The sequence below is a fragment of the Vibrio sp. 10N.286.51.B11 genome (genome assembly GCF_041469245.1).
GTDB classification, from domain to species: domain Bacteria; phylum Pseudomonadota; class Gammaproteobacteria; order Enterobacterales; family Vibrionaceae; genus Vibrio; species Vibrio crassostreae_C.
Genome location: NZ_JBFRKI010000007.1, coordinates 356,586 through 379,437, shown reverse-complemented (window position 1 = coordinate 379,437; position 22,852 = coordinate 356,586). Strand labels below are relative to the sequence as shown.

Sequence of the window (22,852 nt, the reverse complement as noted above, 5' to 3'; positions counted from 1 at the left end):
GAATAGGCTGATAATCCCCTCCTAACCTCCCCTTGGTTTACATCTCCAATCTCTTGTTGGTAATGGGAAAGGGGAGGAACTAAATACCGATCGCTATATGTGCTGGCATATGTTCAGCGACAAAGAATGTTCTCCCCCTCATTCTTGTGTCTCAAGAGATCGGGTCACTCCATTCGAGGGGGAGCTAGAGGGGGAGGCTTTGGCTTACTAGAACCATTCCACAATGTTGATGAAAGCGGTGGAGTCAGTGAAGTAGGGTGCTGTAGTTATTAAAAGATGGATGTAATCATTCTATAGATAAAACTAAGGCCTCGCATGTGCGGGGCCTTTTTGTGAGTTGGAGGTTTTGCTAGATACATTCATTTCAATTTGCGAGTAATGATCGCATCGTTCATTCTTTTATGGTCCTTAAACGACGGCCTCATAGTTATATAAATGCTCTATCAACCACTCCTAGATACGTAATTAGCACCACTGTTAATTAGTAAGGGCTGACCGAATCTAGTGGTGCTTTCTACTGATAATAATTTTAACTATGTGTTTAGGACGTTCTGCTATGGCTAAGAAAATAATATTCATTCATGGTCGCGCTCAAAAGCCCGATAAAGCTTCCCTTCAAGCACTCTGGTACGAGGCTATAGAGCATGGCTTACAGCGAGATTGTATCGGCTCAAGTTCATTACAAGCTTTTAAAGATGTCGATAAACGGTTTGTCTATTACGGTGAGCTATCAAACACATTGTTAGAGAAACCAACGGAAGATCCTGCAAGTCGACAGCAAGCGCTGTCTGAACTCAAAAAGTACAAGACAAACCAGTTCAATAAAACAACGTATAACAAGGTATCTAAAATTGGTTTTCTAAAAGAGGCGTTAGCGGATACTTTTTCATCGCTATTTGGAAAGCTGGGTGTGGCCGAGACACTCATAACTAAGGTCGCGCCGGACATGGCGCACTATTGGAATGAAGATACCTATTTTGGCAGTGATGTTAGGCATAGGCTAATGGTTGAACTGAAGGAAGCGCTTGATAATCAGGATGATGTGATGATTGTATCGCACAGTCTCGGGTCGATGATCAGTTACGACGTGTTGTGGAAGCTGTCTCATTACGGAGAGTATAGGCATGAATATGGTGCGGATAAGAAGGTCAACTTATTGCTTACGCTCGGGTCACCGTTAGGCGATGAAAACGTAAAAGATAGGCTAAAAGGGAGTCGCTTGAAAGATGAGAAGAAGTACCCTTTAAACATTCAGCAATGGATAAACATATCGGCAGAAGATGATTTTATCTCTCATGACAGCAAAATTAGAAATGACTTTAAAGATATGCTCAAACTGGATCTGATACCCGGCGGAATGAAAGACATCTACCCAGTTTATAACCTCAATATTCGAAACGGAAAAAGCAATCCGCATGCTTCCATCGGCTATCTAATCAACCCTAAATTCATCACAGTACTGGACGAATGGCTCTCGAGTTGATGTGGTTTACCATCGCCAATTACTTCGGTGATCGTTCGTTGAAACTTAGATAAAACAAGGCCTCGCGTGTGCGAGGCCTTAGTTGTTTGTGGGGGAATTAAAAGTAGGGGTGTGAACACAGAATTGGACAAAAATGGCGAGGTTAAATGTACTCATGATTCAGAAAAAAATAACGAAGTCTAACCTATCCATTACTACGAAATTACAGCTTTACGATGCCACGAGTCACTTTAATGCCACCAATTAAAGTAGAACCACCGTAGTCTTTCGCTAATCTTAATAAAGTGTCATGAAATCCATGATTTGGGAAAGCTTGTTCTACTTCTGCAATCATGGACTTAGGGAGCCCTTTTTTAACCATTCCTTTTGATGCATCAATCCAGTCCGCTTTTCGACAAGCTTCTATAACTTTTTCATGTGGACCTTTATACGGTGTGATTTTGTGATGCCAGTGAATAGCGCCTTTTAGAGCATCAGGGTCTAATCCCCAATTTTCCTTTTCATTGTCATTTAATGCCACTGCTTCTGATGGCTCAAGGTAAGCGAGTTCATGGTCAGTCCACAGGCCAATATCATGATAGACAAATGCGGTTTCGACTAACTTTTCAAATTGTTCATCATAATCTAGAAAGTGCATTGCATAAGTGATTGTTCTATAAACATGATTACGATAGCCAAGATAATCTTCCCCAATCAGCTCTTTATAACGCTCAAGTAGTAACTCTACCCGTGGTCTCTCTAGCTTTATTTGAATCTTACTGCCCATGATTATTTCCTTATTAAATCATCCTGTTGTTCATTGAGGAGTTTAGACCAAAAATCGATATTAACGAAAGCTCGGGATAATCGCTGGAATCCCCGGTAGAAGACCAACCAACGCCATTACACCACTAAGCACAATAAACATAGTTCCAGGCAACACCCAACGGCTCATTTTACTCAGTTCACTACTACGTTCTTTACAACCGACTAAGCCTAAGTTGTCCAACAGCATGGTGAGAGCCCAACCAAATGCAGGGTTAACGAGCGCTGAAGAAAATACAACAATCGCTGCCGACTGTGTGGTTTTTCCTTCACGCGTCATTTCCATTCCAGCTTCTAGCAATGGCACAAATACCCCAACAATCAGCGCCACACACAGTACAGGTTGCCAGATAGCTAAATCCATCGGGTAACCCCAAACTGCGGCGATGATACAGAACAGAGCTGTGAGCAGCGCGCCAGCAGGAATAGGGCGTTTAGCTATCGCCGCTGGTACGATGTAAGTACCCCATGAAGATGTAAAGTTAGTACCGCCAAGCAGAGAACCGAACGTTTGACGAATTGATGCCGTGGTCATGGTGTCGTCGATGTTCATGTGTACTTTTTCGGTACGTTCTGGGTAGCTGATCTTTTGGAATACTTGATGCCCTAAGAAATCCGGTGACCACATCGCTACGGCTAGAATCGCAAACGGCAATACCACCATGAAGTGTTCAATCGTCGGTAGGCCTAGCATCCAACCTGTATCTTCTCCCCACCAATACATAGGGTTCATGTTGGGCAAGCCTGGCTCAGTGTGGAAAGCAAATGGGGCGCCCATGGCAAATGCAATCGTACCACCCAACAAGCAGCTAAGAGGTACTGCTAACCAACGTTTGCGGAAGTGTTCCAGTAGTGCGTACAAGATAATGGTGCAAAAGATCACCACAAACGCGATGTGGCTCATACCGATTCCTTCAGCCCAAGCGAAAAGCTTTTTCACTTGAGAGGCGGTTCCAACAAAGCCGAGGTAGAGCAATAAGCCGCCACACACGCCTTTACTGGTGAGGTTGGCCAACATGCTGCCACCTTTACTGATGGCTAAGATGAGGCCAAAAGCGCCAATCAACAGGCCAAACGCCATCGGGTGTCCACCTGCTGCAACCACAATCGGAATCAAAGGGATAAGTGGGCCGTGGGTCCCTGCGAGGTTTGCAGTCGGCAATAAAAAGCCAGAGAAAATAATAATGAAAACAGAGGCGATGAGCAGTTCATAACGAACGTTTTCTAGAATGAAGTCTTCATTTAATCCGAGAGCCCCAGCAAAGGTGGCTGCAATCGCGCCCACCATAACCACTTTACCAATGGTCGCCGCCATCGCTGGGATGGTGTCTTCTATCTCAAATCGATAATCTTTAAACGGCAAATTTGGACGCCAGCGCTTAGGCGACATGATTTGCAATTCGTGTTCTAGATACTGTTCTCGGGATTCAAACTCTGAGCTTGGTTTATGTTGTTGTTCATAGGTGAGTTCATCCTCATTGGCTTGAGGCTTCTCTGTTTGTATATGTGCGGACTCTAAAGTAGTGCTCATTTTGATTCCTTTCGTTCACACTCTTAGGTGTGTTATTCCAACAAACGTTGTTGACTCACGGTATGAAATGCAAACAATGCGTCAACTTATAATTAAAAACCCATTAACATTTAGTTGTTAGTACCTTATACCAAACCAAAAAAACAAATAGACTCAGTCGGTTAGACATTAGTCGTAGAGTCGGACGACTAGTATTAGACCCTGTAGATAGTATGTGTCTGGTTATTTGTAGTCCCTTAATTTCTCCCACGTTCTGCACTTGATAGTGATAGAATCTCCGCATTAGAGTTATCGAGAAACTAGGTATTTATAAACAATGTTTATCCATCACGTAAATGGCATCGACTGGCTGGTAATTACAGCCTTTGAAGAACTGAAAACTATGTTTATCGAAGATGCAGGCCCAATCCCAGCTTGCTTTTCTACCGCCAGCGAGTTGAGCCTGATTGATCAAGCCAAACGCAGTTATGGATTTTTGCCTAAACTCCGCGGTGTGATCACCGATACCGGCACTTTTCAAAGTAGAGATATTGAAGAAGATTTGAACCCACAGCTTGCGTGTATCGTTGAAGGGCGTGGTCGGGTTTTTATCTATCACGGCGACTACGTGGCTTTTGTCGATGACGAGCAAACCTTCATTACCCGTATGGACTGAGAGTGATTCAGTGAGTTGAGATCGGCGAATTGGTAAATCGGCGAGTTAGCCCACCTAGAATTTAAAACTAAAGGATTAATATGATGGCAAAAACGATCTCATTGGTACTTGGCAGTGGTGGCGCAAGAGGCTTGGTTCACGTTGGAGTCATCCGCTGGTTAATTGAGCATGGCTATCAGATAAAATCCATTTCTGGCTGTTCAATTGGCGCACTTATCGGTGGTGTCTACGCTGCGGGCAAGTTGGATGAATTTGAAGAGTGGGTCACCAGTATCGATCAAGGTGATATGGCGATGTTGTTGGACTTTTCATGGCAGTCGAGTGGTATGTTCAAAGGGGACAAGATCATCGACACTCTGCGTGGACTGATCGGCGAGATTTCAATTGAAGATCTGCCCATCCCTTATACCGCAGTTGCCGCTAACGTCGCCGATGAAAAAGAGGTTTGGCTGCAATCCGGTTCTCTGTTTGATGCCATTCGCGCCTCCATCTCTTTGCCACTGTTCTTCACTCCACATGTCATTAATGGTGAAGTGCTGATTGATGGCGGAGTGCTCAATCCCGTACCGATTGCGCCTACCTTTAGTGATAAGACAGACTTTACTCTGGCTGTGAACTTAGGTGGTGAACCCGAAATGCTTCAACAGGAAGTGATACCGGTTTCCCTACCAACAAAAGAGAGTAACCTGCATGAGAAGGTTGTTCACTTTATCGATAATCTCGGTAACAGTGTAAAAAGTAAAATGAGCTTCAATTTTGCTGCTTACGACATTGCCAACCAAGCGTTTGATGCGATGCAATCGACCATTGCTCGCCAGAAGCTGGCCGCTTATCCCGCCGATATTACGCTTGAGATCCCACGTAATGCTTGTGGCACCTTAGAGTTCGATCGCTCACAAGAGATGATAGACAGAGGTTACCATTTGGCACAGGCTAAACTGGGCAACCGACTTTAATGTATTTTCAGCTGAATGAGGGTATTTATGGAAACTGAACTCAAACTATCTGAACTCAAAGAATTGGTCACAACAAAAGATGTCATCGTGCTCACCAGCATAGAAGAGCCTGCTGTATCTTGGTTGATAGATTGCTATCAAGAGAATGCTGATATCCAAATTATCGAGAACGCACACCAACTAGATACTGAAGCGGTTTTGGCGCAATGTCGAAGCAGCCTGAGTGAAAGTAAAAAGGTAATACTTACCGCGCAGTTTCGTAGCCAACTGCCTATCATCAATATCGCTTCACTGTGTAATGAGCAGCGCAAATCATTGATCAATATTGAGCTATCAGGCTGGGATGAAGACAAACGCGTTCCTCATTCTTACAGTAGTTTCTAGCTTATATTTGTTGCTAGGTAACTGCAGTTTTTAGGTAACCGACAGCGTCTCTATAACCAGAGCAGTTCAACACAAGGTTGATCAAAGCGGTTAAGTCAGTGTCCGGAATTTGTTGACCACTACAGGGTGGTTGTATCGAATCAGGAGTAGAAAAGTCTCTTGAGATTTTACTTGTCTAAATTGTGCTTAATTATTTGTTCCACCACACCATTCATCGTCCTTGAGCTAATCTCCGGTTTCAAATACAAGGAATGATACTCAACTCCTGTTCGGTCTATATAGGCTGCTTGTAAGCCAGCGGATAGCGCACCATGAGTGTCCCAATCATGAGTAGCGACAAGACGAAGGTTTTCGACAGGCTCTTTTAAAGTTTCGGCTGCAAAGTTATACACATCTGAATTGGGTTTGAAACTGCCTGTTTCTTCAACGGAAATGACGGTGTCGAAATAATCTTCTAAGCCTGAGTTCTTGATTTGAGAAGTGATGAGATCGAGGGATGAGTTGGAAAAAGCGACGGTTTTAAACCCGTTCTCGCGCAATTTGAGCAAAGACGCTTTGATATCTGTGTGCGGTGGTAGATTGGCAAAAGAAGTTAACAAGGCACCTTTGCTTTCCGCCGTTAAATCACACTTGTACCGTTGTGCAATAGCGTTGAGCGCTGCATTCGCTAATTCAGAAAAAGTAGATTTTACGTTTGTTGCGATGCAAACCGTTGAAGAGTGTAAAAGCTTTGAAAACCAAAGTGATAATGCATCCTCCTTTCCAAACACCGCTTTAAATTTAGGCTGTAATGACTCCAAATTTAAAACCGTTTCGTTTATATCAAAAAGTATCACTTCTTTTTTCATGCAAAGCCCCCAGATTTAATTGAATTTTATGCTTACATAATCTGCTCTGACGATATGGTTTTCAACCTCCATTCAAGTAACTAAAGCTTTGCTCTCTAATTTGAAAAGAAGCTGGAATGCGTCAACGACAACCCGCCAACTCAAATCTGGCGTTGCTTTATGAGTATCATGCAACGCCAAATCTGAAACGATTTAGCTTAATTTGCGGCTTCGATGGTGCCTTTGAAAGTGCTGTCTAAAAAGTCATTGATCTCTTGTGAGTGGTAAATTGAGATAATCTTTTTATACGTTTCATTATTTTTGTCTTCTTCTCGCGCCGCAACAACCATCACTGCTAAAGGTGCGTCTTTTTTCTCTAAGTAAATGCCTTGTTTCTTAGGGTCGAGTCCAGCCGACATTACATAGTTCATGGTGATTGCAGCAGCATCTACATCGTCAAGAGAGCGGGGTAGCTGCGCGGCATCCACTTCAACAAATCGAATGTTCTTCGGGTTGCTAACAATATCGTTTAAAGACGCGTTGAAACCAGCGTTGTCTTTTAATGAGATCAGCCCTGCATCTTCAAGCAGTAATAGTCCACGCCCGCCATTCGTTGGATCGTTTGGAATCGCGATTCGAGCGTTTTCGGGAATAGAATCAAGCGAAGTGTACTTGTTCGAGTAAACGCCCATACGCATCAAAATTGAACGTCCGATAGAAACTAACTGGCTATCGTGATTGGCATTAAAGTTATCGAGGAATGGCTGATGCTGGTAACTGTTCAGTTGGATACTTCCATCATCTAATGCTGCGTTAGGGGTGATATAGTCTGAGAACTCGACGAGTTCAATGTTTATCCCTTGCTTTGCTGCTTCTTTGGCAACAGCTTGTACAACTTGTGCATGTGGGCCAACTGTCGCCCCAATCTTGATGACAGCCTCGTCTTTTTTTCCACATCCTGTTACACCGAATACGAAAGCTAATGCCAACAGGGATGCTGTGATTTTTTTGTAGCTGTTCATGATAACTCCATTTAATAAATAAAAGACATGTAGACGTCTAGCTATCTATATTATCTATTTGCGCGATCGGGTCAATAGGTTTGTTTGAAGCGAAGTTACATTGATGAGCGGTTAAGTCAGTGAATCAACGAGGCTTCTGTACGTGAGACTCGACCGACAATCCCCTTCTAACCCCCTTGGTTTACATCTCAAACCTATTGTTGGTAATGGGAAAAGGGAGGAACTGATTACCGACCAACAAAGGCCTCGCGAGTGCGAGGCCTTTTGGGTTTTGTAGGGAATAGGGCAGTCACTCGGAATCTAAAGAAAACGGGTTCAGTAAAGCTAACTATTAAGAAAGCTTTTGGTTAAAGAACTCAAGTGTACGTTTCCAAGCTAACTCTGCTTCTTCTTCAGCATAGCGGCCAGTTGAATCGTTATGGAAGCCATGGTTCACGCCGTCATAGATGTAAGCTGTGTAGTCTGCTTCGTTCTCTTTGAGTTCGGCTTCATAATCTGGCCAAGTCGCATTCACGCGTTTATCGATTCCCGCAAATTGGATGAGCAAGGGGCCTTTTACATTTTTTCTTAAATCTGGTGCGGCAGGAGTACCATAAAATGGAACGCCTGCATCGAGTTGCTCTGGCATGACAGCGGCCAACATATTCACGATATAGCCACCGAAGCAGAAACCGACTGCGCCTAGCTTACCGTTACTTTTTTCATGGGACTTCAAGAAGTTTGCCGCTGCGATAAAGTCTTCTTCGATTTTCTCTTTTGATAGCGACTTCTGCATCGTTCGACCTTCATCATCATTACCTGGATACCCGCCAAGCGAATAGAGTGCATCAGGTGCAAACGCAATAAACCCCGCCGCTGCGAGTCGTCTTGCCACATCCTTTATGTATGGATTGAGGCCTCTATTTTCATGAATGACCAATACAACAGGCGCATTGCCCTCTAACTCTTTGGGTACAACCAAGTAACCATAGCCTTCGCCGTGTCCTTTAGGTGAAGGAAACTTCTCGTAGGTTGCTTTGATGGAAGGGTCATTGAAAGAGACTTGCTCTGCCTGCGCATAATTAGGAATCAGTGCAGAAGTTAGCGTCGTCATGGTTAAGCCAAGTACAGCTAGCCCAGATAGACGAGCCATAAACTCTCTGCGATCAATCAGGCCGTGTGCATATTCGTCGTACCAATCAAATGCTTCTTGAGGGATAGATCGAGTCGGCGTTGATTGAGATTCGGTATTTGGATTCATAACTTTTCCTTGTTGTGAGTTGTTTGACCAATCAACTATAGTGGAAAATTTGATATAATTGAACGATCGCTCAATAATTTTTGAGCTATTTGTTATATCAAAGTACAAAAATTAGATGACAGTCCGATAAAACGATCACTTCGAATCGATTTCCATCGCTTTGGTTTGTTTTACGGAGCAATTCAATACAAGGTTGATTTGAGGGTTAAGTCAGTGAAGTCGGGTGTGATGATTGTTTGTTTTTAGGGAGGCTCTAAATCGAAGTTGGGCACATTAGAGCTAGGCTTATTTTCCGTAGACATGGACAAGTAAGTTTCAATGCAAAACGCTTGATTTTACTCTGGTATAATCTTTCTCATAGGGACGACCTTAGCGTTATCAGAACCTTCTTGATGAGAGATAAAATAGATGTTGAAACTTCTGCGTCAGATAAAAAAATGGAAACTTGTAACGTTTGGCTTCCTGATGCTCATTGCCGCTTTGTTTATCTACAACCAGTTCGGGAACCGTATGTCCCGTGTCGACGAGGCAAAATTTCTAATCGGCCAACTGAATACTGTTTTGGATGCCGCTGAGCAATATTCTCGTGATAATGGCTCTCTGCCTCCTATTGCTTCCGATACCGATACGAACTTCGGCTACTTAAACATCAATCACTTAATTGCAAATCCGGGCTTATCCACATGGAAAGGGCCGTACCTACCTTATGAAGATACATGGATAGGTGGCGATCAGTACATCGACCACCCAGATTACATAGCAACGCAATTACTGCTTAAGGAAAAGGATAGTCTTTGGATAAGAGGAAGCTCCGAGACAGGTTGCGAATCGTCATCATCCACTTGCTCTGTTGCAGCTTGTATCTGGTTGGTACCAACAAAAGTGGCACAAGAAATTAATCAGATTGTGGACGGCAGTTCGAGTATAGAAAGCTCAGATGCGACAGGAAAAATACGTTACGAAAAAGCTTTTGGCGGCGCACTTATCTGTATGATTGGAGATGACTATCCAATGTCTTCAGCACAGACAAATTAAGTCGTTTCTAATTATCTCACTGGCAGCTTCGTTTTTGTTTTTACCTGACCAAAGGCGAAGCTGGATTCGATAGAAGCAATATTAGGCAGGCGAGTTAGTTGTTTACGGATGAACTGCTCGTAGCTTTTTAGCGATTCACTGACTACATGCAATAGGTAGTCGTGATTGCCCGTCATCAGAAAACACTCTAACACCTCGTCAATCACTTCAATGTGCTGCTCAAAGTCTCGCATGTTCTCTTCAGTTGGCTTTTCAAGTTTCACCAACACAAACACATTGACTGGCAGGCCACACGCTTCTTGGTCGACACTGGCGTGGTAACCACGAATTATCCCTTGTTTCTCTAATGCTCGAACTCGGCGTAAGCAAGGAGAGGGCGACAGTGCTACTCGATCGGCCAACTCTTGATTAGACAGCCGAGCGTTGTTTTGCAGTTCAGCCAGTATTTTCTTGTCGATCTCGTCCATTGGCATAATCCATCAATATTGAATTTAGTTTGGCAATATTATTGCTCAAAGTGTATGTCTTACTTCGCAAATAGCAATTTTTAACATCTGCTCAAAACTAAAATTAAAGAAGGAACAACAAGCATGGAATGACTTAGGAATTATGAATACTTCAACTCAACTTAGCCCGCTGCGTAAAACCACCAAACACGAACAAGCAGAAGCTCTTGCCGTTGAGCAAGCAAAGCACTTTGGTATCGATCCAAACAGTGATTACGGCGTCACGCTTATCGAACTGGCGACGACGCTGTACAAAGCCAATACCAAGACTCACGACCTTTGGGCATTGACCGTTGATGGACTTTCAGAACTCGACAAGAGTGACCGAATCGCCTGGTTTAACGCCAAACGTTTCCTGTCATTCCAGATCGCTAAGATCCTCGATAACCTGCAAAACCCGATGCGTGCCACTTACCAATCCATTGCCACCAATAATGGCAACTTTGCGTCTAAAGGCGCGTATCCTATCTTCGATAATGTGGCGGCTATCTTCTCGGCAAGCCCGGTTATTACGCGCACTGCGACCTATTTATTTGCCTGTACAGAATGGATTGAAGATGCGTTCAACGGTAAAGAACCGCTGCACGATATTTATTCTCGACTGCTTAACCCAACCTCGATTTCACTGGCTAACCATATGGTTGATATTGAGGCAGGCTCTAGAGCCAACGAATACCTCGCATGGAACTTTAATTCGGGTATGGCGGCCATTGATGGATTGTTGAGCCATTTACTTGGACATGAAGACATAGTCTTGGCTTCACGTAATATCTATGGCGGTTCTTACCAGTTGTTGGAAGATTGGTTTGGGAAACCGTCTAACCTAAATGTCGCGGTGGAGTGGGTGGATGGTTACTCCGGTGATGAGTTTGCGACGCGCCTTGATGAGGTTGCTCATAAATACGCAGATCGCATCGCTGCGGGTAAGAAAATCTACGTCTACCTAGAGTCACCGTGTAACCCGCATGGATACGTGTTGGATGTTGCTAGTATCAGCAAAGCTGGTCACGTTCGTGGTTGGGATGTGATTGTTGACTCAACAGTAGGCACGCCATTGCTGCATCCAGTACTAAAACGTGATGATGTGATGGAAAGACCCGATTATGTGATTCACTCCTACACCAAAGAACTGGCGGGTTCTGGCACCACAACCGCTGGAGTTGTGATTGGCCGCAACGAGACCATGTTTATTCCAAAAGGAGAGGAGGTCACTTTCACCAAGTCCAACGGCGATGAGGTCACCATTCCATGGAACGAAACGCTGTTTTGGAATGTGTACTACATTAAGGGCGCATTCCTAGACGCAGACAAAGCGTTTGAAGTGCTCAATGGTATGAAAACGTATGAGATGCGAGTGGTGCAAAAAACGATTAATACACTGACTCTCGCGAAGATCTTTGATGCTCACCCTGACATCAACGTATCGTGTCCTGCTTTGCCAGACAGTGACAACTATGAACACTGCCAGAACAACATGTACTTGGGTTTGCCAGCGGCGCTTTTCACAATCGATATGGAAGGTAACGGCGATCGTGCGCCAATCAATCGAGATGGATTCAAACAGTTCTTCGACATGCTTGAGCCAGCAATCGGCATGCAAGTGAGCTTAGGGCAAACCAACACCGTGGCGCTGTGCCCAGCCCTGACTACGCATTCAGAACTCAGTGATGAAGCGCTTAATGAAGCCGGTATCAAACCGACGACAATGCGTATCTCTATCGGCTTGGAAGATCCTCGAATGTTCATTGCTCATATTGTCGAGGCGGCTAAATTGTCGATTGACCGCAACCACGTAGATTTCTCATCCAGCTTCCCGGGTAGTGACAATATCGATGAAATCTATATGCAAACTTATATGGATGTACACCAGAGGTTTGTGAAAAGCTTGCCGAAGTTCAGTGAGCTGAGTCAGTAACTTAGGTCAGTTAACAAGATTAGTCAGTCAAAGGCCGTCAATAAAAAAGCACCCAGCTGACTCAATAGTCGGTAGGGTGCTTTCTCGATGATCATATTGGTTTACCAAGTCACTTACTATTTAGGCTGGTGGCCTGTCTTCTTCGCAAGTTCTTGCATAGCCTCGGCAAACGTAGTTGTTCCGCCTTTCGCTTTAACCTGAACCACCTTATATCCTCGGCTTTCTAGCGCTTGACGCTCTTCTAAAACGGCTTTGTCATCTGGTTGACTGCCTTGCACAGGCTGATGAATGTAACACCCTTCTAATTGACCATCTTCGACCAGTTGGTGGTGTTTCAGTGCATTGATATCAAAATTCATAGTAAGTCTTTTCGCTTTAAATGGAGAGTCTCTGTGGCAAAGGCCGCGAGTCTTTATAATTTTATGGTTTGTACAATAGGCATTTTAACCATAAGAAGCTAGCGAAAATTAAGCAATCCAATGGAATGAAGTCGGGTGGTCTTACTTCTTCAATCTCTTATTGAACGCTGGGAAGGAAAGGGGAGGAACTGAATGCGAACGTTTCAATACACCCTTATCTGACCTTTTCGTTCAACCATTGAGCGAAATCGGTACAAATCATCAACCTTTCCAAATGTGGAATCCTCACTTCTTTTATTGGCTCTGTTTTCCATTTGTGAATGGTTATAACCTAGTTTTCGTAGAAAAGAGAATCGAATAAGCCGTGAGCGCGGCGCTTTATAACGAATGAAAACTAGGCACAAACATGAACGAAAATTTTTATAGATACGCAATTTACACTGTTTTTTCAGCGGCAGCATTGTTCTCCGCTTTTTTAGTCACCTCAGATAATGTTTCCCCTTTCACCACTCAAGCGACTTTGTATCGTAACGTGGCGACCATTGCGCCAGAAGTGTCCGGTGTGATTACCGACGTCATGGTTAGTAATGGCGAGTTGGTTGAAAAAGGTCAGCCATTATTTGCTATCGATGCCAGTAGCTACCAATTGAAAGTGGCACAAGCGAAAGCCGAACTGCATCAAGCGCGTGATTCTGATTCAGCGAAATGGCAGCAATTAGCAGCAGCGAAACAAACACAAAGCCAACGAGAGTTTGAATATCACAACGCGAAACAGAAACTCGCACGTAACCAAAAACTGCGTAACAAAGGGCTCGCGACTGAACAAGATCTTGATGACGCAATCACCAATACACAAGTTGCGAGTAGTGCGGTTGAAGCTGCGAACGCGGAAGTGAAACGCATTGAAGTTGAGTTATCTACCCAAGACCGCACAGCGGCCATTGAATTGGCAGAAGCAAAACTTGCCAGTGCGGAACTGGATTTAGGCCACACTCAAGTCGTCGCGCAAACGGAAGGAGTCGTGACCAACTTACAATTGCAATCGGGCAGTTATATCACTCAAGGTACTTCATCATTGCTGCTGGTGGACGAAGCTCATGCGTGGATCAGTGCGGACTTCAATGAGAAAGGCATTGATAAGCTTACTAATGGCCGCGAAGTTTTGGTCTCTTTTGATGTGCTACCGGGCAAAGTCTTTACGGGGGAAGTGAGTAGCCAAGAGCGTGCGATTTACGACACCAATAATGCCAATGGCAAGCTGTCTAGCGTGACTAATGATACGCGTTGGATCCGTGAGCAACAGAAAGTACGTACCCGCATTACCGTTAATGAATTGGATCCTTCGATGATCTCAGGTTCACGAGCGAGTGTGATTGTTGAAAGCGGTAACCCAATAATGCACGTTATTGGCTCTGCTTGGATTCACTTGGTTTCAACATTTCGCTACATCTACTAGTAGGAGATGACGATGTGGACATTTGAAAACACCGCACAGGGTCATTCTCAACGTAATGAAGCGCTGCGTGTCGCACTTACTGTGACGATTTGTATGGTGTTGGGAAAGCTACTAAACCTAGACTCTCCCGTTTATCTGGCGTTGTATCCAACCATCATCATGACCAAGAATAAAGATTACTCTTGGCTTGGTCTGATCCGTACCTTGGCACCCACTTTATTGGCAGCAAGTACAGCGTTGGTGGTGACTGAGGTATTTTCACAGCATCCGTTTGTGGTGTGGACCATCAGCCTGTTCTTCTTCGACTTTATGCGTCGTCGAGCCACTACGCCAGCGAAGAAAGGTAAAATGTTGATGCCAACCTTCAACTGGATTTTGATTGTGGTGTTTGCTCAGCATACCACCATGGATATGCCGATGCGTATTCATGAAATTTTGGTATCCATGTTGATTACCATGGTAGTAGCAAAAACCATGGTGGCTCTGTTCCCTGTTGAGCAAGGAAACAAGCCTCCTGTATTTAAAGAACAGCCTGTCACATTTGAGAGCAGAGCAATTTCACTCGCGTTGATTGGTCTTGGTTTGGCATTCTTGATGATTGTCGACATCATCTCAGCAACGTTCTGCATGGTTCCAGTGATTGCCGCTGCAACCCAAACCACGCACAAAAGCTTTATTGACGTGGTTGACCGCCGTTTTCAAACTCAAGTAGGCGGCTGTGCAGTAGCCATGGTGTTCACTTTGTTGATGGCAGGACATCAGTCCACATTCGGTTACTACACCATAGTGTTGGGCTTATTTGCTTTTATGATCACCGCATCAATGGCCAAAGCGAAAGGTCTAGCGAGAGACGTTCATGCCGATGCGTTATTAGCGACCATGCTGCCGATTCAGTTGTACATGACCAGTAGCAATTTAGGGTTGGAAAGTACCTTCCTACGCGCTTGGGAGCTGGCTGTGACTTTGTTTGTGCTGTGGGCTTTGTGTCATTTTGTTCGTAAGCCTAATGGTGAAGAGCCGGCACTCGTTCTCTAATAATCAAATCCGGCCAACCGATTATGGTCTGATTTGATTGCGCCTTTCATAAAATTAAAAAATGCTTTTACTTTGGCTGAATCTTCTAAATCTTTATGAGTCATCATCCATAGGTCTGTATTTTGGTGCATCACTTCCATATCTACTCTTTGCAGAGTTCCCTTACTGTTACCTAAAAAGCAGGGTAAGTAGGCTAACCCCATCTGATTTTCAGCCGCGATGATCAGGGGCTCAAAAGAGTCGGCTTTCATGACAATTTTGTCTTCCGAAATCAGTTCAGAAACCTGTAGCGAAGCACTGCCTCTATGCATCATTAACCAAGATGCAGACTTTAAGGGGTGCTTACTCTTAAGGCCATTTATATATTCTGGCGATCCGTAAACACCAAAGGCAATTTTACTTAACTTGGTCCCAACTAAATGGGCTGGCAACTCATTTGCCGGGCGAATCGCGATATCTGCATCTAGGTGTGAAATATCCAATTGACGAGATGTGAGGCTGAGTTCTAACTGAATTTTTGGATAAAGCCGATGAAAAGCAGCCAAATGAGTACCCAGAATGAGGCGAGATAACGCATCGGTCGTCGTTATTCTTAGCGTACCTTCTAGCTTCAATTCCTGTCCAAAAACCTTGTGCTCCAATTCTCTTACTGTGGATTCGATAGCGAGAGCTGACTCCAGAAGCTTTTGCCCTTCAACCGTTAGTTTGTATCCGGTAGGAAGTTTATGGAAAATTCGTAATTTGTGACGATACTCAAAGGTGTCAATACGACGTAAAACGGTGCTGTGGTTTACACCAAGTGCTCTTGCCGCGGCCGACAGGGATCCTTCATTCGCCACTGTTAGAACATATTGCAGGTCATCCCATCTTATGTTGTGCATTTGCGCATATCCAACGTGTTCAATTAGTGAGTTTACCAAAAATTTAGCACAGCTATAGTTATCTCAACAAGGCAACAAACAGAACTGAAGTTCAAAGCATGCACTGATGGCACTTTTAATCTCCCACGCATTGAGCTTCAAAATTGACAATCAGGAGAAAGAAAATGTTAAAGAAAAATCTACTTATCGGTCTAGCGAGTCTTCTGGCTTTCTTTCAATTCACTCCAGCCCTTGCAGATGAAACAAAAGCAGTCGATTCAGCAAAGACACTAGAAACGGCTCAAGCATTCTTATGGGCGGCAGGCTCAGGTGATATGGCAAAACTCGAGTCATTAATGGCCGATGATTTTGTCTGGCACAACGAAGGTGACGCCGACATCCCTTGGATCGGTAACTGGGAGTCAAAAGAAAAAGTGCTCAACACTTTCTTTCCTCTATTTGGCGCAGGTTTGAAAGTCACAAGCTGGTCAACAGACTATAGTTTTGTAAACGGCGACCAAGCAGTATTCATGGGCAGCATGAGTGCCATTGCGAATGAATCTGGTGTAGACACGGGTAAATTCAGCTGGGCGGTTCGAGTTCAGGTTGAAGATGGCAAAGTGAAGAGTTGGAACTGGTTTGAGGATAGCTACGCAGTATCTAAAGCTTATCACGCCAAACAGTAACCACAGTGACCAATTAGGTTGTAAAGGCTCGATATGCTGTAGACGTATATCGAGCTTAACTTGGTTTTGAATAGCGACGCGAAGAGCCTATTCAACAATCCGACAGTTAAAAGGACACCTGAGACAATCTAGTTCTGAGTTTCAGTGTACGAGCCAAATAACGTACTTTGGCACTATTAAGTTTGGAGAAACTATCTATGAGCAATAAGCTAGCGAATGCGACTAATCTGTATATGGAAGGTATCCGAGATGGTCATGCATTAGAGGCGGTAACGAAGTACACCGGTCAACGTTATACTCAACATAGCACTGGGGTTCGCAACGGTATTGATGGTTTTGTTGAGTTCTTCGAACCGTTCTTAAAACGCTGCCCTGTTAGAGACATAAAGATCATACGTTCAATCGTCGATGGCCAATTCGTGTTTGTTCAAGCATTCCAAGATATTAATAATGGCGAATATAAGTGGGTGACTACGGATCTATTCGATACCGATAATGACGATAAAATTATTGAACATTGGGATGTGATTTCTGCCTTCGAAGCTCAACCGACGGAAGGGGAAGGTCGACTGCAAGGGCCAATCAATCATACTGACTTAGATAAAACAGAGGAGAATAAGAACCTTATCCGTGATTTTTTATGTGATGTCATGGTACTAGGGCAGAAAGACAAGCTATCAAAGTATCTCCAGCACGAAGAGCTAGCCGTTTATCAAGCCTCAGATGTGAGCCCTTTAGATAGCTATATTGGTGGCTATGACCAAGTGTTCAAGATTGTCGGTCAAGGTAACTTCGTAGCAGCTTACAGCCGAGTTATTGATAATGGTCTCGAGGTTGCGCGTTTTGATCTATTCCGAGTTGAGGGAGGTCAAATTAAAGAGATATGGGTAAACCAAGAGCCCGTGCCACCAAAAGCAGAATGGGTAAATGGCGGGAAGTTCTAGAGTCGCTTTAAGGGAGTTACGCCAATAATGCTATCGCTAAAACAAACCGAAAAATGCGCATCCTTGCTAACCTTACTTGTTGTGTGTGTTTAACTTCTTGAATCTTAGCCAACATGTTTTGTGATGGAAGAATATTTACACTGTTTTACAACTCGCCTTAACGCTCAACAATGCAATCGCGCCCTTGAGATTTTGCGTCGTAGAGGGCGTTATCCGCTCTTTTAATTAATGAATTCCAGTCATCGTTTATGAGGGCTTGAGTCACTCCAATGCTGACAGTATACGTGCCAGAAGAGAGCTCTTGATTGGAGTTGTGTTTTGCGTGGTTTCTTATTCTTTCAGCTATCTGCATTGCTTGAACTTTATTCGCTCTAGGTAACATGACAACAAACTCTTCTCCACCATAGCGAAAACAGAAATCGCTTGTGCGGCATGTATCTTCAAGAATTTGACCAAAGTGCTTAATCACATCATCTCCCTTGTCATGACCATAGGTATCATTAATTTTTTTGAAGTGATCTAGGTCGGCAATCAGTACAGAAATGTCACTCTCTCGGCCTGGTTGAACAAGCTTGGGTATCAGTTCTGCTAGGCCTCTACGGTTATAAAGGCCGGTTTGTTCATCAGTGATCGATGAACGATAGGTCTGCTTCAACAAACGATCAGTTAAGATCCAAAACACTGAAAATGCGAGGCTAACAATTGTGATTGTCATGATAACGAAAGACAATTTATGAATATCTGATATCAGGTAATAGTTCGAATTCGTTCCTTTGGTATGAGCAAGTACGCCCCTAATTGCCATATAGAGAATGTTGATAAACAGGGTCAGATTCAACAGACACTTTGCTTCTCTGTTATCGTGCTTTTCCCCTGAATAGTTTGCACAGAGGGCTAAGATACATATCGTCACAACGAGAATACTTCGAGCCTCGATCCTAGAAGTAACAGAAGGCGCAATTAGGGCGCTATAAAGGAAGAAGCTAATGCCAAGGGAGCTAATGATGATTGATATTACGAGAAAAGATCGACTTGCTCCTCGTAACACGGTTATGCCGACGAGTAGTAAACCAAAAGCCGTTGCGTATGCACCATTGGAAAGAAAAACGATGGATTCTGAAGATTGAGTAACGCCGAACGAAAGTGGGGTAACACTGGCTCCTAACAGCAAAGCAGCATAAGCAATATAATTCACCCCTAACGTGGTGCCTGCGAGTATATATTTATGCGTTAACAACATAGCGCTCGCAACCGTGGCTGCTAACAAAGAGGTATATATAGCTAAGGTGTGAACATCCATGAAATCACCAACAACGTAAAAAATGAACTCCTCAATTCAGTATTGCGCAATTTGTATTATGAATGTTTAGTAGTTAATCATTATTAAACCATATGCTAATGCAGATCAATTTTTGCTCAGGTGCATTTGTAAGCGTTGGGCAATGTACGAGTTGTTCCAGAGCCCGACCTTGGCTTTGTTATACTTTTATTTTAGATTCTCTAAACCCGATGTATCGACGCCTTTTAAGGTGTCTTTTGCTACTTCATCTAAATCTGTCGTTGTCGATTTTTGAGGATAACCAGCAGCGGCACCTTTACCGATCGCTGTTGCTTCTGCTTGTAGTTTTTCCCCCTCAGATTCACCCGCGATCCAGCCTTGCTTGTAGTCACTGTCTGATTCAAAACGCTTTCCATCTTTTATGTAGTTTTCGAAGCTATTGCCGCTTTCTTGCATGCCGCTATGCCTACCGTCATGAAAACCTTGTATGTAAGAGGTGTTGTGACCACTCTCAATCAAAGCACTATCACTTGTTCCGCATCCGGACAAAAGAAAAACCAATAAGATTAAAAACAGTTTATTCATACTCAAAGCCTCGGAACTCAGTCGTCTAAATGATAAGAATAGACCAAGATCATCTCGCAAAGGCATAACAGCGCTCTAGGCGGGAAAGCTTGTTTGAGAATCATGATATTCAAAACTTGAGAGAGTAGAGTTACTACTGCCTTATTAGATCTAGAACGATAGCAAATCACTGGGTGGTAATTTGCTATCAATTACAGAGTGAATATCCGTTGTGCATATTGGTAAGTTCAAGAATTAAGACGAGGTGACTTATTGCTTATTTGAACGGTTAACGATAAAACTCAATATCACGACTGCAATACTAAAGCCCACAACACCAATCCAACCCGCACGTTCAAATACCTGAATTCCCACAAATGAACCAAACGCACCACCGAGATAGTAGCCAAGCATATAGATTCCGTTGATACGACTTTGAGCTTGTGGGTCAATTGAGAATACGCGTACTTGGTTCGATACTTGAGCGCTAAATACCCCAAGGTCGATGAGAATGATACCGACGATCAATCCAGCCAATGTGTCAGCGAAAAGCCCCGATATAATAAAACCAGCAGTAATAATAACTAACGCCATACTGATCATGTTTCGAGAGCCAAACTTGCTCACCAGTGACCCTGAAACTTTTGCTCCAATGACTCCAGCAAGAGCAATAACACCAAACATTCCTGCCTGTTGTGCATTGTAGTTAAACGGAGATTCACTGACATGCAGAGCTAACGTCGCCCACAGCGCATTGAACGAAGCAAACCAAAGCGCGCCAGTTAAAGCGGAAGTACGCAGTGTCGCATGCTGCTTGATTAACGTGGCCATGCTCGCAACCAGTTTAAGGTAAGGTATTTTCGTTGTCGGCGTGTTCGTCGGTAAAAAGGCATACAGCAACACACCAAAGACCATCGCAATAATTGCTGACATCATAAATACCGCGCGCCACCCAAACTGCTCACCGATGAACCCACTGAGTGTACGCGAAAGCAAGATGCCCACAGTTAGGCCTGTCATTAATGTGCCAATGACTTTTCCTTTCGTTTCTGGAGTACTTAGTGACGCTGCAAATGGAATCAGCTGCTGAGTGATGTTGGCACTCAAACCAATCGCAAAACACGCAACAACCAGAGCCACTAAGCTAGATGCAGTAAACGCGACAAAAGATGACAACACCAACATGACAGACAAGATCGCTATTAGGCGTCTGCGGGGTAACGTGTCTCCTAAGGGCGATAAGAATAGCAATGCCACGGCATAACCAATCTGACCGGCAGCTGGCACTGCGCCTAGCTGTTCGCTTGTTAACCCTAGCTCTGCGCCGATCTTAGGTAAGATGGGTTGGTTATAATAAAGGTTTGCAGCAGTTGCCGAGACTGCGCTCGACATCAGTAATAAACGTCCTGTGCTCAACACTTCTGTAGTCAATTTTGACATGGTGACACCTTAACTTTGGTTCATCGTTTTAATGAATGATTTCGATGAGCTAAGTCTAAGGTTAGCGATTGAATAACAAAAATAACCATTTGATTTAAATTCTATACGAATATGGTATAGATAACTTTCTAAGCCATGTTTTGTTGAATCGCCTCAATTTCACTCTGTACGACAGCAACAAAGACACTGGCTGTAGGGGATAGAGTATGCGAATGGTGTGTCATCACTAATGGCATTTGTACGTCCACAGATTCAAGATTAACAAATACACATCCCTCACTGCGTAAATCACGAATTGCATGCGGTGCGATAGATACACCTAAGCCAGAAGAGACTTGGGTTAACACGGTTTGCATGTTGTTGGGTTGTTTTTTTATATTTGGAGAGAATCCAGATAGGTCACATTGAGTAATGATGGAGTCAAATAATCCTACCGCTTGTTCACGTTCAAATAAGATGAAAGGGTCTTGCTGCAGTTGTTTCATTTGAATGGTGGAGTATTTAGCCAACTCGTGGGTGACGGGCAAAACAGCAACAAGCTTATCTGTATAAATCGTCACCGAGGTGTAATCATCAACAAGCAGGTTCGGCAGTGGGCGAGAGAAGCTAATATCGATCTCTCGTTTGTCCAGAGCTTCGATCTGTTCAGAAGCCGTCATCTCAACAAGATCAACATCAATATTGGGGTTTTCAGCAATATACTGTCGAACTAAACGAGGCAAAAAGCTCAGAGTTGCGCCTATATTGCTTTTATTATCAATCACAAAGACCTTGCTAGCAAACCTTAGGGTAATAACGTTTGCAAGGCTCTGGTCACTTGTGAGAGTGGGGCGATAATCCTACGTATTCAGCTTTCAAGCTTTCTGTTTTCTAGATAATTCTTTTTCAAACTTTTAGTTTTCGAGCTCTTCGTTTTCGAGATTGCGCCGAACTAAATCGTGCATTTGTTTTACAGTCATCAGTGCTAACCAGGTAATTTCTTCTACTGAACGTTGACCCGTTGTGGAAGTTGGGTTGTGGGCTTCAATCACAGATTGATAAATTGAATCGCCGCAAGCCTCTTCTATTGGCATAGCTCTATATAGTTTGGTTTATTTGAAAGCTAATCTATGAGGTTTAAGACAGTAAGATAGGGTTCAAAAATAGACAGCTTGGTAGTTGATGGAATCAGTACAGAACGAGATTCGACTTAATCCTATCTTCTCGCTGCGATTGTATTCATTGATCGAGTGGTCAAAGCCATAGGCTGTCGACGGGGCCATATATTGAGTTATGCCTTGCTGTGTCGCTGTTATTTCATCATGGCCATGACCGCAGAACACGTCACGAACGCGATATTTTCGAAGCACTTTCATCACATCAGTATCGTTCTCTAGGCGGATCGCTTTCATCCAATCTGCACCGACTGGAATGACAGGGTGGTGAACAACCACGATAGGATCATTGGCCTTTCTCAATTGTTGTTTTAGCTGAGCCATGCCGCGGTTATCAATACGCCCTGAACCAAGTGGGTGGCGGCTGTCTAGCGGCTTGAAGCTTGAGTCTAGGAACACAAACTCTCGTTCACCGATGGTGGCTTTGTCGGTGACATAAATCGTCGAGCCTTTTAGCTCTGTGCGCATTAAGCGAGAGTCATCATGATTACCCGCAATCACGTAAATGGATTGGTCGCTAATGTGTTGCCTAATGAATGCCTCTAATCGAACGTAGTCGCCAGACTTTGGGTTACAACAAATATCACCAGTCAGAAAGATGGTCTTGCATGCCGTGTCTTTGTTGACGTATTCCAGTGCTCTGCGCAGGTTCTCATAGCTGGATTCATCGGAAAGGTGGCAATCACTGATTTGGTACACGGTATTCATTGTTATTGT

General features: G+C 43.8%; 23 protein-coding genes and 1 pseudogene. 10 read left to right on the top strand and 14 right to left on the bottom strand.

What is annotated here, in order from left to right:
* Positions 1 to 556 precede the first annotated feature (556 nt).
* Positions 557 to 1,483, top strand: a complete 927-nt coding sequence (locus AB4154_RS04375) for a hypothetical protein (protein WP_372122321.1) — start codon at positions 557 to 559, stop codon at positions 1,481 to 1,483.
* A gap of 202 nt (positions 1,484 to 1,685) precedes the next feature.
* Here AB4154_RS04375 and AB4154_RS04370 read toward each other — a convergent pair whose 3' ends face one another.
* The gene (locus tag AB4154_RS04370; RefSeq protein ID WP_050645430.1) at positions 1,686 to 2,249 is read right to left on the bottom strand and encodes a hypothetical protein; all 564 of its coding nucleotides are present in this window, start codon (positions 2,247 to 2,249) and stop codon (positions 1,686 to 1,688) included.
* 60 nt (positions 2,250 to 2,309) lie between these two features.
* Positions 2,310 to 3,818, bottom strand: a complete 1,509-nt coding sequence (locus tag AB4154_RS04365; protein WP_017059070.1) for a DUF3360 domain-containing protein — start codon at positions 3,816 to 3,818, stop codon at positions 2,310 to 2,312.
* A gap of 316 nt (positions 3,819 to 4,134) precedes the next feature.
* Between AB4154_RS04365 and AB4154_RS04360 the strand changes: the two genes are divergently transcribed.
* From AB4154_RS04360 to AB4154_RS04350, 3 genes are all read left to right on the top strand, one after another.
* A complete protein-coding gene (locus tag AB4154_RS04360) occupies positions 4,135 to 4,473 on the top strand; it encodes a hypothetical protein (protein WP_017059071.1) in 339 nt (112 codons plus the stop codon).
* A gap of 83 nt (positions 4,474 to 4,556) precedes the next feature.
* Positions 4,557 to 5,429, top strand: coding sequence for a patatin-like phospholipase family protein (locus tag AB4154_RS04355; RefSeq protein WP_372052431.1), 873 nt, complete (start codon positions 4,557 to 4,559; stop codon positions 5,427 to 5,429).
* A 15-nt stretch (positions 5,430 to 5,444) separates the two neighbouring features.
* The gene (locus AB4154_RS04350) at positions 5,445 to 5,813 is read left to right on the top strand and encodes a hypothetical protein (RefSeq protein WP_372122318.1); all 369 of its coding nucleotides are present in this window, start codon (positions 5,445 to 5,447) and stop codon (positions 5,811 to 5,813) included.
* A gap of 167 nt (positions 5,814 to 5,980) precedes the next feature.
* Here AB4154_RS04350 and AB4154_RS04345 read toward each other — a convergent pair whose 3' ends face one another.
* The 3 genes from AB4154_RS04345 to AB4154_RS04335 form a co-directional block, all read right to left on the bottom strand.
* Positions 5,981 to 6,661, bottom strand: a complete 681-nt coding sequence (locus AB4154_RS04345; protein WP_017065459.1) for a haloacid dehalogenase type II — start codon at positions 6,659 to 6,661, stop codon at positions 5,981 to 5,983.
* Positions 6,662 to 6,858: 197 nt separating this feature from the next.
* Complete coding sequence (locus AB4154_RS04340) at positions 6,859 to 7,662, bottom strand: MetQ/NlpA family ABC transporter substrate-binding protein (RefSeq protein WP_017059075.1); 804 nt, start codon at positions 7,660 to 7,662, stop codon at positions 6,859 to 6,861.
* A 331-nt stretch (positions 7,663 to 7,993) separates the two neighbouring features.
* Positions 7,994 to 8,902 (bottom strand): dienelactone hydrolase family protein, encoded by a 909-nt coding sequence (locus AB4154_RS04335; RefSeq protein WP_017059076.1) that lies wholly within the window; start codon positions 8,900 to 8,902, stop codon positions 7,994 to 7,996.
* A gap of 408 nt (positions 8,903 to 9,310) precedes the next feature.
* On the opposite strand from AB4154_RS04335, the gene AB4154_RS04330 reads away from it, so the two are divergent.
* Positions 9,311 to 9,937: a type II secretion system protein gene (locus AB4154_RS04330; RefSeq protein WP_372122316.1), complete on the top strand. Its 627-nt coding sequence runs from the start codon at positions 9,311 to 9,313 to the stop codon at positions 9,935 to 9,937.
* An 11-nt stretch (positions 9,938 to 9,948) separates the two neighbouring features.
* On the opposite strand, the gene AB4154_RS04325 is transcribed toward AB4154_RS04330, so the two are convergent.
* Positions 9,949 to 10,404, bottom strand: coding sequence for an Lrp/AsnC family transcriptional regulator (locus tag AB4154_RS04325; RefSeq protein ID WP_017059083.1), 456 nt, complete (start codon positions 10,402 to 10,404; stop codon positions 9,949 to 9,951).
* Between the two features lie 142 nt (positions 10,405 to 10,546).
* Here AB4154_RS04325 and AB4154_RS04320 point away from each other — a divergent pair, with 142 nt between their 5' ends.
* Positions 10,547 to 12,358 (top strand): PLP-dependent transferase, encoded by a 1,812-nt coding sequence (locus AB4154_RS04320; RefSeq protein WP_372122314.1) that lies wholly within the window; start codon positions 10,547 to 10,549, stop codon positions 12,356 to 12,358.
* A 116-nt stretch (positions 12,359 to 12,474) separates the two neighbouring features.
* Here AB4154_RS04320 and AB4154_RS04315 read toward each other — a convergent pair whose 3' ends face one another.
* Positions 12,475 to 12,717 carry a hypothetical protein gene (locus AB4154_RS04315; protein WP_017068564.1) on the bottom strand — a complete coding sequence of 81 codons (243 nt, stop codon included), beginning with the start codon at positions 12,715 to 12,717 and terminating at the stop codon, positions 12,475 to 12,477.
* Between the two features lie 406 nt (positions 12,718 to 13,123).
* On the opposite strand from AB4154_RS04315, the gene AB4154_RS04310 reads away from it, so the two are divergent.
* Together AB4154_RS04310 and AB4154_RS04305 are read left to right on the top strand one after the other, a co-directional pair.
* Positions 13,124 to 14,173, top strand: a complete 1,050-nt coding sequence (locus AB4154_RS04310; protein WP_372122312.1) for an HlyD family secretion protein — start codon at positions 13,124 to 13,126, stop codon at positions 14,171 to 14,173.
* 12 nt (positions 14,174 to 14,185) lie between these two features.
* Positions 14,186 to 15,208: a DUF2955 domain-containing protein gene (locus AB4154_RS04305; RefSeq protein ID WP_372122310.1), complete on the top strand. Its 1,023-nt coding sequence runs from the start codon at positions 14,186 to 14,188 to the stop codon at positions 15,206 to 15,208.
* Here the strand turns inward: AB4154_RS04305 and AB4154_RS04300 are convergent.
* Positions 15,205 to 16,089, bottom strand: coding sequence for a LysR family transcriptional regulator (locus AB4154_RS04300; RefSeq protein ID WP_017059087.1), 885 nt, complete (start codon positions 16,087 to 16,089; stop codon positions 15,205 to 15,207). The two genes, AB4154_RS04305 and AB4154_RS04300, sit on opposite strands and share 4 nt — an antisense overlap.
* 164 nt (positions 16,090 to 16,253) lie before the next feature.
* Here AB4154_RS04300 and AB4154_RS04295 point away from each other — a divergent pair, with 164 nt between their 5' ends.
* Both AB4154_RS04295 and AB4154_RS04290 read left to right on the top strand, forming a co-directional pair.
* The gene (locus AB4154_RS04295) at positions 16,254 to 16,754 is read left to right on the top strand and encodes a nuclear transport factor 2 family protein (RefSeq protein ID WP_017059088.1); all 501 of its coding nucleotides are present in this window, start codon (positions 16,254 to 16,256) and stop codon (positions 16,752 to 16,754) included.
* Between the two features lie 197 nt (positions 16,755 to 16,951).
* Positions 16,952 to 17,698: a nuclear transport factor 2 family protein gene (locus AB4154_RS04290; RefSeq protein ID WP_017059089.1), complete on the top strand. Its 747-nt coding sequence runs from the start codon at positions 16,952 to 16,954 to the stop codon at positions 17,696 to 17,698.
* 157 nt (positions 17,699 to 17,855) lie between these two features.
* On the opposite strand, the gene AB4154_RS04285 is transcribed toward AB4154_RS04290, so the two are convergent.
* The 6 genes and pseudogenes from AB4154_RS04285 to AB4154_RS04260 all read right to left on the bottom strand — a co-directional run bounded on the left by AB4154_RS04285 (position 17,856) and on the right by AB4154_RS04260 (position 22,843).
* Positions 17,856 to 18,998: a diguanylate cyclase gene (locus tag AB4154_RS04285; protein WP_102333223.1), complete on the bottom strand. Its 1,143-nt coding sequence runs from the start codon at positions 18,996 to 18,998 to the stop codon at positions 17,856 to 17,858.
* 186 nt (positions 18,999 to 19,184) lie between these two features.
* Positions 19,185 to 19,562, bottom strand: a complete 378-nt coding sequence (locus AB4154_RS04280; protein ID WP_372122308.1) for a hypothetical protein — start codon at positions 19,560 to 19,562, stop codon at positions 19,185 to 19,187.
* 249 nt (positions 19,563 to 19,811) lie between these two features.
* Complete coding sequence (locus AB4154_RS04275; RefSeq protein WP_102333225.1) at positions 19,812 to 20,981, bottom strand: MFS transporter; 1,170 nt, start codon at positions 20,979 to 20,981, stop codon at positions 19,812 to 19,814.
* A 128-nt stretch (positions 20,982 to 21,109) separates the two neighbouring features.
* A pseudogene (locus AB4154_RS04270) lies at positions 21,110 to 21,721 on the bottom strand (LysR family substrate-binding domain-containing protein); the annotation flags it as partial.
* A 153-nt stretch (positions 21,722 to 21,874) separates the two neighbouring features.
* Complete coding sequence (locus tag AB4154_RS04265; protein WP_017059095.1) at positions 21,875 to 22,054, bottom strand: hypothetical protein; 180 nt, start codon at positions 22,052 to 22,054, stop codon at positions 21,875 to 21,877.
* 63 nt (positions 22,055 to 22,117) lie between these two features.
* Positions 22,118 to 22,843: a metallophosphoesterase gene (locus tag AB4154_RS04260; protein ID WP_029235480.1), complete on the bottom strand. Its 726-nt coding sequence runs from the start codon at positions 22,841 to 22,843 to the stop codon at positions 22,118 to 22,120.
* Between the last annotated feature and the right edge of the window lie 9 nt (positions 22,844 to 22,852).